Origin of the sequence: Thermobifida cellulosilytica TB100 (assembly GCF_001517975.1) — a bacterium.
Classification (GTDB): Bacteria; Actinomycetota; Actinomycetes; order Streptosporangiales; family Streptosporangiaceae; genus Thermobifida; species Thermobifida cellulosilytica.
This window is the reverse complement of record NZ_KQ950180.1, coordinates 583,903-596,752: the sequence shown is the minus strand read 5'-3', so window position 1 is coordinate 596,752 and position 12,850 is coordinate 583,903. Positions and strand designations below refer to the sequence as shown.

The window sequence follows — 12,850 nt, the reverse complement described above, 5'->3', positions numbered from 1 at the left end:
AGCCCCGCGCCGCCTCCGCGCCCGCGGAGCCCTGGCGGCGGACACCCCGGGTACCACCGGCCGAACCGGCACAGGAGAGGGGCGGGCGATGGCCGAGATCCGCGCGGAACGAGTCGCGAACGTCTGGAAGGTCACGGCGCGGCCGGGCGACGCGGTCGCCGAGGGCGACACGCTGCTGGTCCTGGAGACCGGGAAAATGGAGATCCCGGTACAGGCCGGGAACCCGGGCCGGGTCGTCGACGTCGTCGTCGACGAGGGCGACGTCGTCCGGGAGGGCGACCTGCTCGCGGTCGTCGAGTAGGGGACGGAGCACACGGAGGGAAGCGGTCCATGGCGATCGACACCGGACTCAGCGGCACCGCGGAGCTGACGGTCACCGCGGCCGACACCGCGGCGGCGCTGGGCAGCGGGGACGTGCCCGTCCTGGGGACCCCGCGGGTGCTGGCGCTGGCCGAGGCCGCCACCGTCGCCGCCCTGGACGGGCACCTGGACGACGGGCGCACCACGGTGGGCACCGAGGTGCGCCTCGCACACACCGCCCCCACGCCGGTGGGAGCGCGCGTGACGGCCACGGCGCACCTGGCCCTGGTCGAAGGCAGGCGCCTGGTCTTCGAGGTCGCCGTCGTCCAGGGAGACCGCCGGGTGGCCGCGGGCACCGTCGAGCGCGTCGTCGTCGACCGCGAGCGCTTCCTCTCCGGGGTGCGCCGCGAGGGGGAGTGAGGCCGGGCCTCACACCCCCATGGTCTTGCGGGGATAGACGTTCTCCGGGTCGGTGACGATGTTGACCAGGTAGGGGACGCCCGAGTCGAAGGCGCGGCGCAGCGCCGGACCGATCTCGGCGGGGTCGGTGACCAGCTCCCCGCCGCCGCCGAGGGCCGTGACGACCTGGTCGTAGCGGGTCTGCGGGGCCAGGTCGGCGACCACGTCGTAGCCGTAGACCAACTGCATCGGCGCCTTCTCCAGCCCCCAGATGCCGTTGTTGCCGCACACCATGACCACCGGCAGGTTGTGCCGGACGAGGGTGTCCACGTCCGACAGGGAGAACCCCAGCGCGCCGTCCCCGAACAGGGCCACCACCTGGGAGGAGGGGCGCGTCAGGCGGGCGGCGATCGCGTACCCCATGCCGGTGCCCAGGCAGCCGAACGGGCCGGGGTCCAGCCAGTTGCCCGGACGGCGCGGCTCCACGTACTTGCCCGCGTAGGAGACGAAGTCGCCGCCGTCGCCGATCACCACCGCGTCGTCGTCCAGGACCCGGTTGAGCTCGCCGTAGATGCGGGCCGGGTGGATGGGGGAGGCGTCGCTGTCGAGGACCTCGCGGTCGTTGGCCGCGGTCGCGGCGGCCGCCTCGGCCACCTCCGCGCGCCACTGCGCGACCTCGGGACGGGGCGCGGCCTGTTCGGCGAGGCCGCGCAGGACCAGGGAGAGGTCGCCCGAGACCGCCCCCGCCAGGGTGAGGTGCGTGGCGAGCTGGCCGGGGGAGTCGGTGATGTGCACGGTGCGGGCCAGGGGGGCGCCGTCGCGGCCGCCGAACAGGCCGTGGTTGAGCCGGAAGTCCAGCGGGGTGCCCACGACGACGACCAGGTCGGCGCGGCCCAGGGCGAACCCCCGGGCGCGGGTGGCCAGCAGCGGGTGCCCGGCGGGCAGCACGCCGCGGCCCTGGCCGTTGGTGACCACCGGGATGCCCAGCTCCTCGGCGGCCTCCAGGGCGACCTGCTCGGCGCCGTCCAGCCACACGTCCGAGCCGTACACCAGCACCGGCCGCTGCGCCTCGCCGATCAGGCGGGCGACGGCGGCCACCGCGTCGGGGTCGGGGGAGCGGTCGGCCCCGGCGGGGCGTGCCTCCAGGGTGACCTCGGCCTGGTCGTAGAGGCGGTCCATGGGGATGTCCACGAACACCGGTCCGCGGTGGGCGGTGTTGGCGAGCGTGAACGCCTCGTCCAGCGCGGGAGCGATCAGGGCGGGGTCGTGGACGGTCCACGCGCGCTTGGTGATCGTGCTGAACAGCGGAGGCTGGTCCAGCTCCTGGAGCAGGCCCTGCCCCCAGCGGCTGTCCGGGGCCCGGCCGCCGACCACCACCAGCGGGGAGCCGTTGAAGTGCGCGGTGGCCACGCCGCTGACGCCGTTGGTGACGCCCGGCCCGGCGGTGAGCACCGCCCACCCGGCCCGCCGGGTGAGCTTGCCGACGGCCTCGGCGGCGAAGACCGCGGTCTGCTCGTGGCGCACGTCCAGCAGGCGCAGCGGGGGATCGGAGGTGACCGCGCCGTCGTAGACCGGGAAGACGTGTCCGCCCGAGAGCGTGAAGACGGTGTCCACGCCGTGGCGGCGGGCGACCTCCACGGCGTGGTTGCCGCCGTGGCCGGTGAGCTTCACGGCGGGCTCGGAGTGGGAGGAGGCGCTCATGTGCTGTCACGCTCCTTGCTGGTGGGGTGGCGGGTGAGGGCGGGAGGGGGCCGCCCGCCACCAAATTACCAGCGAGTAGCGTTCTTGGGTGAGGCACCTCACAGAATTCGGTTCCGACAGGGCGTGCGGAGTGCTCCTAACTCCGCTCCTTGGGGGGACGCAGCCGGGTCACGAACTTGTACCGGTCGCCGCGGTACAGCGACCGCACCCACTCCACCGGGTTGCCCTCCGCGTCGAAGCTGTGCTGGCAGTGCAGGACCAGCGGCAGCCCGACGTCCACCCCGAGCAGCCGCGCCTCGTTGGGGGTGGCCAGCACGGTCTCGATGGTCGCCTCGGCCTCGGCCAGGTGCACGTTGTAGACCGCGGCGAGGGCCTCGTACAGCGAGGCGTACTTGTTCAACTGGCGGCGCAGGCCCGGGAAGCGGCGCGCGGGCAGGTGGGCGGTCTCCACGGCCATCGGATCGCCGTTGGCCAGCCGCAGCCGTTCGATGCGCAGCACCCGGCCGCCGAGCCGGATGGCCAGCAGGCCGGCCAGCTCCTCGTCGGCGTTGACGTGGCTCACGTCGAGAATCCGGGTGTCCGGGTGGAGGCCGTGGGAGCGCATCTCCTGGGTGTAGCTGGTCAGTTGCAGCACCTGGGTCACCTTGGGCTTGGCGACGAAGGTCCCCTTGCCCTGGATGCGCAGCAGGCGGCCCTCCACCACCATCTCGGCGAGAGCCTGGCGCACCGTGGTGCGGGACGTGCCGAACTGGGTCGCCAGCGTCCGCTCCGGTGGCACCGGGTTGCCGGCGGGCATTGTCTCGATCAGCTCCAGGAGCTGCTTCTTGACCTGGTAGTACTTCGGAACCCGAGGGCTGTCCTCAACTGTTCGCTGACCCGTCACGTCGATTTCCTCCACCGATCCCCGCCTGTTCGGCGTTTGCTGCATCCTCGCAGTGCCCGGGGTCCGACGTGTAGTCGGGCCGCCGCAAAAGACGGCAACTGGTGTAGGCCATTGGTAGAAAGCCGCATCTCTTGAGTATGCCCCGCCTCATGGGATGATTTGTGAGTGCCTCACCTCAGTGACCTCATCAGAAGGTATACGGCGCTCACGACGGTGGACCTGGAGTGGCTGCAGGCCCTGGTCTCCGACTGGCAGTTGCTCGCCGACCTGTCCTTCGCCGACCTGCTGCTCTGGGTGCGCGTACGCAACGACGACGGCTGGGTCGCGGTCGCCCAGATGCGGCCGACCACCGGGCCGACCGCGTTCCAGAACGACCTCGTCGAGACGTTCCTGCCGGACGTGCCGGCCGCCGAGGGGGAGCCGGACCCCGTGCCCCCGGTGCTGCGCAACAAGCGCACGCTCATCAACCGCGCCTGGCGCGAGGGCAGGATCTGCCGGGAGGGCGACCCCGACTGGTCGGGCGGCGTCCCGGTGCGCGAGGAGACGATCCCGGTGCGCCGGGCGGGGGTCATGCTGGGAGTGATCCAGCGCAGCACCAACCTCAGCGCGGCGCGCACGCCGAGCCGTCTGGAGCTGACCTACCTACAGAGCGCCAACGACCTGGCGCAGATGATCGCCGAGGGCGGCTTCCCGTTCAGCGACCAGGGGCCGCTGATGGTCCGCTCGCCCCGCGTCGGGGACGGCCTGGTCCGCCTGGACCGCGAGGGACGGGTGGTCTACGCCAGCCCCAACGCCCAGTCCGCCTACCGCCGCCTGGGCCTGGCCACGGACCTCGTGGGGACCTCGCTGGCCCGCACCACCGTGGAGCTGTCCGCCGACCCCGACCCGCGGGACGAGTCCCTGAGCTGGACCGCGGGCGGCCGGGTGCCGCTGGAGGCGGAGGTGGAGGCCCGCGGCACCACCGTCCAACTGCGCGCCATCCCGCTGATCATCAGCGGGGAGCGGATCGGCGCGCTGGTCATGGTGCGCGACGTCACCGAGCTGCGGCGCCGGGAGCGCGAGCTGATGACCAAGGACGCCACCATCCGGGAGATCCACCACCGGGTGAAGAACAACTTGCAGACCGTCGCGGCCCTGCTGCGGTTGCAGGCCCGCCGACTGCACAACTCCGAGGGGCGCGCGGCCCTGGACGAGGCGGTGCGCCGGGTCGGGTCGATCGCGATCGTGCACGAGATGCTCTCGCACACGCCGGACGAGACGGTGGACTTCGACGACATCGCCGACCGGGTCATCGAGATGGCCGCGGAGGTGTCCTCCACCGGCGCGGCGGCGGTGGCACCGCGCCGGGTGGGGCACTTCGGCCTGCTGTCCGCGCTGGTCGCGACCCCGCTCTCCATGGTTCTGGCCGAACTGGTGCAGAACGCGGTCGAGCACGGACTCCGGTACGGTCCCGGCACCATCGAGGTGCGGGTGCGCCGTCAGGCGCCGGTGCCGGGACCGGACGAGTTCGAAAGCGGAAGGGGTGCGGGAAGGTTGATCATCGAGGTGGTCGACGACGGAACGGGACTACCCGACGACTTCGACCTGGAGACCAGTAGTAGCCTTGGACTGCAGATCGTCCGGACCTTGGTGACGGGCGAACTCGCGGGCCGGCTCGAGATGATCCCCCAGGAGGGCGGCGGCACCAAGGTCCTGCTCGACTTGCCGGTGGATCATGAGGTCCAGTACTACAACTGAGAACGGACGGTGGGACGAGGGCTCAGCTCAGACCGCGGTACGCAACTGGACGGCCGGGCGGAGCGAACGGCGGCGCTTCAGGGCGCGGCGTTCGTCCTCGCTCATCCCGCCCCAGACACCGCCGTCCTGACCGGTCTCCAGCGCCCACTGAAGGCAGGCGGTGCTCACGGAACAACGGCGGCATACTTCCTTGGCCTCTTCGATCTGGATCAGTGCCGGACCGGAGTTGCCGATGGGGAAGAAAAGTTCGGGGTCTTCGTCACGGCAGGCAGCGTGGTGGCGCCAGTCCATGCGGGTCACTCCTCACGGTGAGGCGGTCGGGGCGTCGTCGGCCTTGTGAAACAGTTCACGAAGCAGGGCGTTTCGGGGCCGCCGCAGTAGTGCGAACGGTCCCCGCTGCCTCCTTCGCGCGCCCCACACGGGCTGTCGCGGTCGTTTCTGGCGGTCGCTGCGCGGAAACCTGGAAAAATGCGGCCACCGAGCCCGGAACCAACCGTTAACGCGCCCGTAACGTGCGGCGATACTTTGAGCGTGGCAGGGTTAAGAGAAGCTTTCAAGAGAGAAGGCGCACGAAAGCCCGATATGGGGTGTCGCGTACGTCACAAGTGCCCTGGGCTCGGCTTTTATGTTCTCTTAAGCCACGATTCGTAACGCCTTCGGAACCGATCGGAAGTTGACCTGTTGCCGGTGTCCGAGGTATTCTCCGTCAATTTGGAACGCCCGCGGCCACCGCGAGCGGATCGTGAACTCCTCTCGGTCGTGCCAGGTCAGGTAGCCGCGCCCCCGCGGCGGCAGCCCCTTCGCCGAGAACATCATGCGCAGCACGTTGGCGGTGGTCATCGTATCCACCCTGGTCAACGCGAACACGTCCAGCCCCAGCTCGAAGCGGGACCGGGGGGTCGGCTGCACCGGGGACGGCCCCGCATAGGTCCACGGGGTCGTGTTCGTCACCAGCGCGAAGTACAGGCCCCGGACCGGGTGGCGCTCCGGCATGTGCACGCTCAGCGACGGGTCGCCCCCCATGCCGCCCCTGAAGAACAGGTTGAGCGCGATGGCCGTGTACAGGGCGGGGGTGGCGCGACGGCCCTGCTTGCGCTGCCGCTCCACCTCGTGGACCACGTCGGCGTCCCAGCCGAACCCCGCGCAGAAGGTGAAGTAGCGGCCCCCGTCCGGGCCGTCGATGCGGCCCAGGTTCACCGTGCGCCGCGAACCCGTGTGCAGCGCCTCCAGCACCGCCCCGGTGGCCTCCACGGGGTCGACGGGCAGCCCCAGCGCGCGGACGAACACGTTCGCGCTGCCCCCCGGAAGGGCGGCGTAGACCGGCCGCTGCTCCTCGGGGACGGCCATCAGCCCGTTGGCCACCTCGTTCACGGTTCCGTCGCCGCCGAAGCTGATCACCAGCTCGTAGCCGTCCTCGGCGGCCTGCCGGGCCAGGTCCACCGCGTGGCCGCGGTACTCGGTCAGAGCCGTGTCGAGCTTGATGTCGCTGGCGAGCGCACGGACGATCACCTCGCGCGAGCGGGGGGTCATCGTGGTGGCGTGGGGATTGGAGATGAACAGGGCACGCACACGGCCAGTCTATTGACCTGGCGGGTAGGCGGAGCCGGACGGGAGCCCCGCCCCGGAACGCCGAAGGTCCCCGTGGCGGGGTGCCGGAGGAGCCGGGTTACAGTGAACACGTGTCCCGACGACCGATCACCCTTCTCCTCGCCGCGGTGTGCGAAGCGCTGCTCGGGCTGCTGCTGCTCGTCCTCGGCGGCTACGTCCTGGTCAACACGCTGCTGGGCAACGCGACGGACATCACCTTCGCCCTCCCCCTGGCGGTGTTCGCCTTCGGCGGCGGCGCTGCGCTCTGCTACGTCTCCTGGGGCCTGTACGGCCTCCGGGACTGGGCGCGCACGCCGGTCGTGCTGACCCAGATCTTCGCCCTGGTGGTCGCCTACTACATGTGGACCAGCGACCAGCCCGAGATGAGCCTGGCCCTGGGTGGCTACGCGCTCCTCACCCTGGCCCTGGTGCTCGCCCCGCAGACGACGGCCACGCTCTTCCCCGCCGAGGGCCCCTCCCGGAACCGGAGGTGACCACCCGCGCCACGGACGCCGGTGGCCGTGACGCGGGGCGGGAGAGGCGTCAGTCGTCGCTGGTGAGAGCCTGACGCAGTTGGGCGAGCGTGCGCGCCAGCAGTCGGGACACGTGCATCTGCGAGATGCCGAGCTCCGCAGCGATCTGCGACTGGGTCATGTTGCCGAAGAAGCGCAGCAGGAGAATGCGCTTCTCCCGGGGCGGAAGCCGTTCCAGGAGCGGTTTGAGCGACTCCCGGTACTCCACGCCCTCCAGGGACTCGTCCACGATCCCCAGCGAGTCGGCGACCGCCGGCGAGTCCTCGTCGCCGTTGTCGGGGGCGTCGAGGGAGACGGTGGAGTAGGCGTTGGCCGACTCCAGTCCCTCCAGCACCTCCTCCTCGGACATCTTGAGGTACTCGGCCAGCTCGGCGACCGTGGGCGCGCGTCCCTGCCGCTGGGACAGTTCGCTGACGGCCTTGGTCAGCGAGAGCTTCAGCTCCTGTAGGCGGCGCGGCACCCGCACCGCCCACCCCTTGTCCCGGAAGTGCCGCTTGATCTCGCCGACGATGGTCGGGGTGGCGTAGGTGGAGAACTCCACCCCGCGGTTCAGGTCGAATCGGTCGATGGACTTGATCAGCCCGATCGTGGCCACCTGGGTGAGGTCGTCGAGCCACTCGCCGCGGTTGCGGAACCGGCGGGCGAGGTACTCCACCAGCGGGAGGTGGAGCTCGACGAGTTCGTCCCGGATGCGCTGGCGCTCCGGCGCGTCCGGGTCGAGTTCGCCCAGACGTTCGAACAGCTCCCGCGCACGGGCCCGGTCAGGCGTCGAGTGCTCCGTTTGCGCCGTCAGAGCGGGCCCCCTTTCACTCACGCCGACTCCACCGGGTCGCGGCGTTTGTGCAGGACGATGGATACCCGGTCATCGGAACCGACGACGGCGTCGACGTCACCGGCCAACGCCGAGAGTACGGTCCACGCAAAGGTGTCACGCGCCGGCAGCCGCCCGTCCGTGGTCAGCACCGAAACGCTGATGCGCATCCCGTCCCCGGTGAGTTCGAACTCCGTGGTCAGATCTGTACCGGGCAGCGCCTGGGTGAGGAGCATCGCGCACGCCTCGTCCACCCCGATACGCAGGTCTTCGATCTCGTCCAGGGTGAAATCGAGACGGGCGGCGAGCCCTGCCGTAGCCGTGCGGAGCACGGAGAGATAGGCGCTGTCCGCGGGCATGCGGACCGTCACCGTGTCTCTCACGCCCATGGCGTCCGCCGTCGGTACAGCGGTGTCTTCGGTCACGTCCCTCCTTAGGGAAGCGAGATTGCCGCTTGTAAGCAATCTATCTTGTTCCCCCGGGGTACGTGACACCTGAACGCTGATCATCCCTCACAGAGCGTGGGGGCGGCCCTACAGCGTGTCCGGTCCGCGAAGGGGGCGCGGCCGGTGCGCCGACTTACGGAGCGTCCGCGAGATGAACCGGGGTAGGTCTACGCATCTGTGCGTGGGGCTACCCCGGTTTTTGCGTTGTAGGGCTCGCGCGTGCGGGGAGCGGTTCGCCGAGCGCGAGGTGTCAGCGCGACGCTGACACGTGCTCGCCGCGAGCCGTGCCGCGTTCGGCTCGCCGAGCCCGTGACGTCGCCGGAGCCGCTACCGGACACCTCCCGCGCGCGTTCCCGCGTTCGCCGGTCCGCGGACCGGTCGCGTGCGGGAGCTGCTTGCTGCGGGATGCTCGCCGGTCCGCGGGTTGCTCCGCGAGGTGTCGCCGCGGGGCTGCTCGGCGGACCGGTACCGCTCGCCGAGCGCGCACCGTTCGAGCAGGGACAACACACATGACGGTTACTTTGCGTTGGGTTGACTGTCGACGGAGAGTAATTGCTCTCGAGGTGCGTTCGCGTGCGGGAACCGGCTCGGCGAGGTGTTCGGCGAGCGTTGCCGCGGGAGCGGTACAGCTTGCCGCTCGCCTTGCCGCTCGGTCCGGCGAGCGTGCCGCGAGGTACGGCAAGGCTTGCCGCGGGAGCGGAGTAGAGCAGATATCGGGAGTGTGCTCGGCGAGTGGCACGCTCCCGATTTTTGTGGTTTGGGGAGGTGCGCGGCTCGCGCTAGTCCGTCGGACGCACAAACGTTCCCTTCGCGGGAAGCGTGATCACCAGTCCGCGGTCTCTGAGTTCCTTGACCGCACGCCGCGCCGTACCGAGTGCGACACCGTAGGACTCCGCTAGTTCCCGCTCGCCGGGCAACCGCGCTCCCGCGGGGAGTTCTCCCGACTCGATACGTGCGGCGAGGTGGTCCGCCATTTCCGCGTATACGTACGCCGCTTCTGACGGTTTGAAGTCCGGAACGTCGCTCACGCGCTCACTGTAGAACTGCCTTGAGCTGCGCACATGGGTGGGTAGCGGCGTACCGCTGTACAGAGCGGTGCAGAGCGGCCAGGATCAGAGTTCCGCGAAAACGGACCCCGGCGGACGGGCCAACGTTCCCGGGGGCGTGGCCAACGCTTCCCAGGAGCGTTGACAGTGAGAACTCTACTTGCCCTGTGCGCGCTGGTTTCGCGCGCGATTCGCCCCTCCCGCGGCACGCACGCCGCACCTCGCGAGCCGCTCGCAGAACGGAGCCCGCGAGAGCACTTCGTCGCGGCTCGCCGAGCCACCCGGAAGCCGCTCGCGAGCAACTCCGCGGCTGCTTCCCCGCGGACGGCTCACCGAAGCACCTTGCCGGAGCTGCGGACCGGTACCGCGGACACCTCGAGCCCGCGGACGGTTCGCCGGAGCGTTGCTGAGCGGGAGCCGCTCGAGCGGTCCGCGGAGAGCCCGCGAACTGCTCGAGGGAACCTCGCCGAGCGCTCCGGACACTTCACCGCGGCGAGTCCGTGAACGTCGGCGAGCGTGCCCGTGAGCGCCATGCGGACGCACCTCGAGTCCGCGGGAGAGACGCTCGAGCACCTCGAGCCGCTCGCGGGCGTCGTTATGCGGAACTGCTTCCCGCGACCGCAACCGCTGACCCGTACGGGTCACCGTTGCCGGGGACACCGGTCGTTCGCGCGGAGAACGTCAACCCGCAAGCCGCTTTGGTCCGCGGCTACCACATCGCTTCTGAGCGCGAGCACGCGAAGGGGGCCGCACAGTGACCCGTGATCACCTCGAGCCGGAACCGGAGCCCGCGGACGCTCCCGCGTTGTGGGATGCGGGAGAACACGCGAACTGGTTGTACGACGTGCTCTCTGACGCGCTCCGCGAGCGTGCGGACGTTTTCCCGGACACGTACGCTGCGTTCGCCGCACTAGACGACTGGCTCCGCGGGGGCGGTGTGCTGCCCGGCCCGTGGCGCGACGCCGAGCGTCCGCCGAGCACCGACCAGTCTACTCCGCGGCCGATCCCATGCCCCGGGGAGGTGCTTCCCGGGGCATCCTCGCTAGGTGCGGCTACTGTCCCAGCGTGAGCAGTGCCTCCCCGTCGAGGCGGTAGACCGTCCACTCGTCCATCGGCACGGCCCCCAGCGACCGGTAGAACCCGATGGCGGGCGAGTTCCAGTCGAGCACCGACCACTCCAGCCGCCGGTACCCCCGCGCCACGCAGATCCGGGCCAGCTCGGTCAGCAGCGCCCGGCCGTAGCCGCGCCCCCGGAACTCGGGGCGCACGTACAGGTCCTCCAGGTAGATGCCGTGGCGGCCGGTCCAGGTGGAGAAGTTGCGGAACCACAGCGCCATGCCCACGACACTGGTGGAGCCGTCCTCGGCGGTGTGCTCGGCGACGTGCGCGAAGACGGCCGGATGGGGGCCGAACAGCGCGGCGGCGAAGTCCTCCTCGGTGGCCGTCGCGGACTCCGGTTCCTTCTCGTACTCCGCCAGTTCGCGGACCAGGCGGGTGATGGCGGGGACGTCCTCGGGACGGGCGGGGCGGATCACGGCAGAGACCTCACAAGACGGTCGGAGACAGCCCGTCCACGGTAACCCCGGCGGTGGGCGGCCGGGTGCGCGGGGGCGGCGGGAGGCCGCCGACCGCGCACCCGGCCGCTCAGAGCACCTTGGAGAGGAACGCCCTGGTCCGCTCGTGCTGCGGGGAGTCGAGGACGTCCCGGGGGGCGCCGCGCTCCACGACGACTCCGCCGTCCATGAAGACGAGGGTGTCGCCGACCTCGCGGGCGAAGCCCATCTCGTGGGTCACCACGATCATGGTCATCCCGCCCTCGGCGAGGTCCCGCATCACGTCCAGGACCTCGCCCACCAGCTCCGGGTCGAGCGCGCTGGTGGGCTCGTCGAACAGCATCAGCGACGGGTTCATCGCCAGCGCCCGGGCGATCGCCACCCGCTGCTGCTGGCCGCCGGACAACTGCTCGGGGTAGGCGCCGGCCTTGTCGGCCAGCCCGACCCGCTCCAGCAGTCCCATCGCGATCTCCCTGGCCTCGGCCCGGGGCATCCGCTTGACCTGGACGGGAGCCTCCGTCACGTTGGCCAGGACCGACATGTGGGGGAACAGGTTGAACCGCTGGAACACCATGCCGATGTCGCGGCGCTGCGCGGCCACCTCCGATTCGCGCAGCTCGTACAACCTGCCGTTCTTCTCCCGGTAACCCATGAGCTGGCCGTTCACCCACAGGCGGCCCGCGCTGATCTTCTCCAGGTGGTTGACACAGCGCAGGAAGGTGGACTTGCCCGAGCCGGACGGCCCGATCACGCAGCACACCTCGCCGCGCCGCACCTCCAGGTCGACCCCGCGCAGCACGTGGAGCCGCCCGTAGTGCTTGTGGATGTTGTCGGCCACCACCATGCGGTCGTCAGCTTCGGGGATGTTCTCTGCGACCATCGAGCACGCCTCAATTCCTGGCTTGGACCCGCAGCAGCCTCAGCCCGGCCCCCGCCCGCCGGTCGCCCCGGGCGAAGGAGCGCTCCAGCAGGTACTGGCCGACCATGAACACGCTGGTGATCGCCAGGTACCACAGGCACGCGGCGACCAGCATCGGGAACGGGTCGTAGGTACGGTTGCCGATCGCCTGCAACTGGAACCACAGCTCGGTGGTCAGCGGCACGTAGGCGACCAGGGACGTGTCCTTGAGCATCGCCGTGGCCTCGTTGCCGGTCGGCGGCACGATCACCCGCAGCGCCTGCGGCAGCGTGATCCGGCGCAGCACCGTGGAGCGCCGCATCCCCAGCGCCTGGGCGGCCTCGGTCTGCCCGGGGTCCACCGATTGCAGCCCGGCCCGCACGATCTCGGCCATGTAGGCGCCCTCCGACAGCGCGAGCGCCAGCAGCGCCGCGACGAAGGGGGTGAGGAGGTCACGGGTGTCGAAGGAGTAGAACCGGGCGGACTCCAGGCCCAGCAGCGGCGCCCAGTAGTGGTCGAACGGCAGGCCCAGGTCGATGCGGTTGTAGAGCACGCCCAGGTTGCCGAAGAGCACGCACAGCACCAGGCGGGGCACCGCCCGGAAGAACCAGGTGTACAACCAGCCGACCCCGGCCAGCACCGGGTTGCCGGACAGCCGCATGACCGCGACGGCGATGCCCACCACGACGCCGATGAGCATCGCCAGCAGGGTCAGCACGAGCGTGGTGCGCACGCCCAGCAGTACCGGCTCGGAGAACATGTTCTCCACCATGAACGGCCAGTTGAACGCCTCGTTGGTGACCAACATGTGCGCGAACATGGCGGCGAACACCAGCAGCACCCCGGCCGCGACCCAGCGGCCGGGGTGACGGACCGGGACGGCCTTGATGAACTCGGGGGAACCCGTCCCGGGCGAAGACGCCTCCGCCCGGGACGGACCGGTCTGCGTATCCACG

General features: G+C 70.6%; 14 protein-coding genes. 4 read left to right on the top strand and 10 right to left on the bottom strand.

What is annotated here, in order from left to right; all coding sequences use genetic code 11:
- Positions 1–88 precede the first annotated feature (88 nt).
- Together AC529_RS02490 and AC529_RS02485 are read left to right on the top strand one after the other, a co-directional pair.
- Positions 89–301, top strand: coding sequence for a biotin/lipoyl-binding carrier protein (locus AC529_RS02490; RefSeq protein WP_068753285.1), 213 nt, complete (start codon positions 89–91; stop codon positions 299–301).
- Positions 302–330: 29 nt separating this feature from the next.
- Positions 331–720 carry a thioesterase family protein gene (locus AC529_RS02485; RefSeq protein WP_068753284.1) on the top strand — a complete coding sequence of 130 codons (390 nt, stop codon included), beginning with the start codon at positions 331–333 and terminating at the stop codon, positions 718–720.
- A 9-nt stretch (positions 721–729) separates the two neighbouring features.
- Here the strand turns inward: AC529_RS02485 and AC529_RS02480 are convergent, their stop codons facing one another.
- Positions 730–2,400 carry an acetolactate synthase gene (locus tag AC529_RS02480; protein WP_068753283.1) on the bottom strand — a complete coding sequence of 557 codons (1,671 nt, stop codon included), beginning with the start codon at positions 2,398–2,400 and terminating at the stop codon, positions 730–732.
- Positions 2,401–2,536: 136 nt separating this feature from the next.
- Positions 2,537–3,283 (bottom strand): GntR family transcriptional regulator, encoded by a 747-nt coding sequence (locus AC529_RS02475; RefSeq protein ID WP_068753282.1) that lies wholly within the window; start codon positions 3,281–3,283, stop codon positions 2,537–2,539.
- Positions 3,284–3,448: 165 nt separating this feature from the next.
- Between AC529_RS02475 and AC529_RS02470 the strand changes: the two genes are divergently transcribed.
- Positions 3,449–5,020, top strand: a complete 1,572-nt coding sequence (locus AC529_RS02470; RefSeq protein WP_068753281.1) for a sensor histidine kinase — start codon at positions 3,449–3,451, stop codon at positions 5,018–5,020.
- Between the two features lie 27 nt (positions 5,021–5,047).
- Here AC529_RS02470 and AC529_RS02465 read toward each other — a convergent pair whose 3' ends face one another.
- Both AC529_RS02465 and AC529_RS02460 read right to left on the bottom strand, forming a co-directional pair.
- On the bottom strand, positions 5,048–5,311 hold the full coding sequence (locus tag AC529_RS02465; RefSeq protein WP_068753280.1) for a WhiB family transcriptional regulator: 264 nt from the start codon (positions 5,309–5,311) through the stop codon (positions 5,048–5,050).
- 342 nt (positions 5,312–5,653) lie between these two features.
- On the bottom strand, positions 5,654–6,589 hold the full coding sequence (locus tag AC529_RS02460) for a diacylglycerol/lipid kinase family protein (RefSeq protein WP_068753279.1): 936 nt from the start codon (positions 6,587–6,589) through the stop codon (positions 5,654–5,656).
- Positions 6,590–6,699: 110 nt separating this feature from the next.
- On the opposite strand from AC529_RS02460, the gene AC529_RS02455 reads away from it, so the two are divergent.
- Positions 6,700–7,101, top strand: a complete 402-nt coding sequence (locus tag AC529_RS02455) for a hypothetical protein (RefSeq protein WP_198156270.1) — start codon at positions 6,700–6,702, stop codon at positions 7,099–7,101.
- Between the two features lie 49 nt (positions 7,102–7,150).
- On the opposite strand, the gene AC529_RS02450 is transcribed toward AC529_RS02455, so the two are convergent.
- From AC529_RS02450 to AC529_RS02430, 6 genes are all read right to left on the bottom strand, one after another.
- On the bottom strand, positions 7,151–7,954 hold the full coding sequence (locus AC529_RS02450) for an RNA polymerase sigma factor SigF (protein WP_068753277.1): 804 nt from the start codon (positions 7,952–7,954) through the stop codon (positions 7,151–7,153).
- Positions 7,951–8,376, bottom strand: a complete 426-nt coding sequence (locus AC529_RS02445; RefSeq protein WP_068753276.1) for an ATP-binding protein — start codon at positions 8,374–8,376, stop codon at positions 7,951–7,953. The genes AC529_RS02450 and AC529_RS02445 overlap by 4 nt, the downstream gene beginning before the upstream one ends.
- Positions 8,377–9,176: 800 nt before the next feature.
- Positions 9,177–9,425: a winged helix-turn-helix domain-containing protein gene (locus AC529_RS19350; RefSeq protein WP_198156269.1), complete on the bottom strand. Its 249-nt coding sequence runs from the start codon at positions 9,423–9,425 to the stop codon at positions 9,177–9,179.
- Between the two features lie 1,070 nt (positions 9,426–10,495).
- Entirely contained in the window at positions 10,496–10,978 is a 483-nt protein-coding gene (locus tag AC529_RS02440; RefSeq protein ID WP_068753275.1) for a GNAT family N-acetyltransferase, read from the bottom strand.
- Positions 10,979–11,087: 109 nt separating this feature from the next.
- Entirely contained in the window at positions 11,088–11,876 is a 789-nt protein-coding gene (locus tag AC529_RS02435) for an amino acid ABC transporter ATP-binding protein (protein ID WP_068753274.1), read from the bottom strand.
- 10 nt (positions 11,877–11,886) lie between these two features.
- Positions 11,887–12,849, bottom strand: coding sequence for an amino acid ABC transporter permease (locus tag AC529_RS02430; RefSeq protein ID WP_068753273.1), 963 nt, complete (start codon positions 12,847–12,849; stop codon positions 11,887–11,889).
- Between the last annotated feature and the right edge of the window lies 1 nt (position 12,850).